The following is a 3,099-nucleotide window of genomic DNA, read 5'->3' on the forward strand; positions in this document are numbered from 1 at the left end:
CCACCGGCCTCCGCCATGGGCCGCGCCCCGCCGCCCCACGCCCCGTGCGCGAGGCCGTGCCAGCCCCCCGACGTCGGCCCCGCTCGCGCCGTACGCAAACAGGACGCTGCCCCGGCTCGTCGGTGAGCCGGGGCAGCGTCCTGTTGAGGAGAGGGCGGCGGGGGGGGTTAGCCCATCTCCTCCAACGCCTTGCCCTTCGTCTCCTTGACGTACTTGAGCACGAAGGGGATCGAGAGCACGGCGAAGACCGCGTAGATGACGTACGTACCGGAGAGGTTCCAGTCCGACAGGCTCGGGAAGCTCGCGGTGATGACCCAGTTGGCGACCCACTGGGCGGAGGCGGCGACGCCGAGTGCCGCGGCGCGGATGCGGTTGGGGAACATCTCGCCGAGGAAGACCCAGACCACGACGCCCCACGAGAGCGCGAAGAAGAGCACGAAGGCGTGCGCGGCGACGAGGGCGACCGTGCCCTGGGTGGTCGGCAGGGAGCCGTCGGCGGCCTGCGCGGAGAAGGCCCAGGCCTCGAGGGCGAGGGAGATGGCCATACCGGCCGAACCGACGAGGGCGAGCGGCTTGCGGCCGACCCGGTCGACGAAGATCATCGCGATCACGGTGCCGACGATGTTGATGATCGACGTCGTGAAGGAGTACAGGAAGGAGTCGCTCGGGTCGATGCCGACGGACTGCCAGAGGGTGGCCGAGTAGTAGAACGCCACGTTGATGCCGACGAGCTGCTGGAAGACCGACAGGCCGATGCCGACCCAGACGATGGGCAGGAGGCCCGCCTTGCCACCGAGGAGGTCCTTGAAGGTGGACTTCTCCTCGCTGTGCATCGCGAGCTCGATCTCGGCGACGCGCTTGTCGAGGTCGACGGTGTGGCCCTCGACGTCGGCCAGCACGCTCTTCGCCTTGTCGACCTTGCCGACGGAGATCAGGAAGCGGGGCGACTCGGGGATCGCGAAGGAGAGCAGGCCGTAGAGGACGGCCGGGACGACCATGACGCCGAGCATCAGCTGCCAGGCCTCGATGCCCATGAGGTGACCGCGCTGGTCGCCGTCGGCGAGGTTGAGGATGCCCCAGTTGACAAGCTGCGAGACGGCGATGCCGACGACGATCGCGGCCTGCTGGAAGGAGCCGAGGCGGCCGCGGTAGGCGGGCGGCGAGACCTCGGCGATGTAGGCCGGGCCGATGACCGAGGCCATGCCGATGGCGATGCCGCCGAGGATGCGCCAGAACGCCAGGTCCCACAGGGCGAACGGCAGGGCCGAGCCGACGGCGCTGATCGTGAAGAGCGTCGCGGAGATCTGCATGACGCGGATCCGGCCTATGCGGTCCGCGAGCCGGCCCGCGGTGGCGGCGCCGATGGCGCAGCCGATGAGGGCGATGGCGATGACCTGGGCCAGGGCTGCGGAGCCGATGTCGTACTTCCCGCGAATGCCCTCGACCGCGCCGTTGATCACGGAGCTGTCGTAGCCGAAGAGAAAGCCACCCATGGCCGCGGCCGCGGTGATGAAGATGACATGCCCGAGGTGATCCGGCTGGGCCTTGCGGCCCTCGGACCCCTGCGCCGTCGCAGTGCTGGTCAACGTGTACTCCTGAGGCCCGGCGGCACTGCCGGGCGTGGGGGGGCTGGCACTTCAAGTGGGGCATAGGACTTGGGGGCCCACCACTTGAAGGTATTAGCAACGCTGCAGACCCTATGTCTTCATCTTCTTAAGTCAATAGGTCGTAACCAAGAAGTTTCCAGGAGGCTTCTCACGCGTTGAGTTCAACACTTGAAGAAGTGAAGCCACTGACACGCGATTTCAAGATCAACGGAGTCGCTGGCTGATCACCTTCGAGACACCGTCGCCCTGCATCGAGACGCCGTAGAGCGCGTCGGCGACCTCCATCGTCCGCTTCTGGTGCGTGATCACGATCAGCTGCGAACTCTCCTGCAGCTCCTTCATGATCCCGATTAGCCGCTGGAGGTTGGTGTCGTCCAGCGCCGCCTCGACCTCGTCCATCACATAGAACGGGCTCGGTCGCGCCTTGAAGATCGCGACCAGCAGCGCCACCGCGGTCAGCGAGCGCTCCCCGCCCGACAGCAGCGACAGGCGCTTGACCTTCTTGCCCGGCGGCCGCGCCTCGACGTCCACGCCGGTGGCCAGCATGTCGTCCGGGTCGGTAAGGACGAGCCGCCCCTCGCCGCCGGGGAAGAGGCGGGAGAAGACGCCCTCGAACTCCCGGGCCGTGTCCCGGTACGCCTCCGTGAAGACCTCTTCGACGCGCTTGTCGACGTCCTTGACGACCTGGAGCAGATCGCTGCGGGTCTTCTTGAGGTCCTCCAGCTGCTCGGAGAGGAACTTGTGCCGCTCCTCCAGCGCCGCGAACTCCTCCAGCGCCAGCGGATTGACCTTGCCCAGTTGCTGATAGGCGCGCTCGGCGGCACGGAGCCGCTTCTCCTGCTCCGCCCGTACGTACTGCACGGGGCGGTTCCTGGGGTGGTCCGGATCCTCCGGCAGCTCCTCGCCCTCGGCCGGCGGGGACGGCGGTACGGGCTGGTCCGGCCCGTACTCCGCGACCAGGCCCGCGGGTTCGACGCCGAGCTCCTCCAGTGCCCTGGCCTCCAGCTGCTCGATGCGCAGGCGCTTCTCCGCGCCGAGCACCTCGCCCTTGTGCACCGTGTCGGTGAGCTTGTCCAGCTCGCTCTTCAGCTCGCGGCCCCGGTTGCGTTCGGCCGTCAGCTCGCGCTCCCGGGCGCCCTTCGCCTCCTCTGCGCTCCGCTTCTCCTCGTCGGCGCGCACGAGGGAGACCTCGACGTGCGCGAGGAGCTGCCGGGCCCCCGACGCGACGGCCGTGGCGACGCGGGCCTCGTGCCGCAGCCTGGCGCGGCGCTGCTCCGCGCGGGCCCGCGCCTCGCGCTCGGCACGGGCCGCCCGGTCCAGGCCGTCCGCCCGCCCCGCGAGGGCCTTGACGCGCTCCTCGTGCGTACGGACCTGGAGGCGCGCCTCCATCTCCGTCTGCCGGGCATTGGCGCCGTCCGCGGCGAGGCGGTCCCGTACGGAGGTGTCGGGCTCCCCGTCGCCCTCGGCCGGGGCGGACTCCTCGGCGACGGCC

Annotated in this window: 2 protein-coding genes; both read right to left on the reverse strand. The window is 69.5% G+C overall.

Features of this window, described 5'->3' with window-relative positions; genetic code table 11:
- Window positions 1-167: 167 nt before the first annotated feature.
- Window positions 168-1,586 carry a sugar porter family MFS transporter gene (locus tag V7793_RS35615; RefSeq protein ID WP_336013821.1) on the reverse strand — a complete coding sequence of 473 codons (1,419 nt, stop codon included), beginning with the start codon at window positions 1,584-1,586 and terminating at the stop codon, window positions 168-170.
- A gap of 225 nt (window positions 1,587-1,811) precedes the next feature.
- A partial coding sequence (locus V7793_RS35620) for an AAA family ATPase (protein WP_336013822.1) occupies window positions 1,812-3,099 on the reverse strand: 1,288 nt, incomplete at its 5' end.

The sequence above is a fragment of the Streptomyces sp. KLMMK genome (assembly GCF_036961605.1).
Taxonomy (GTDB): Bacteria; Actinomycetota; Actinomycetes; order Streptomycetales; family Streptomycetaceae; genus Streptomyces; species Streptomyces telluris.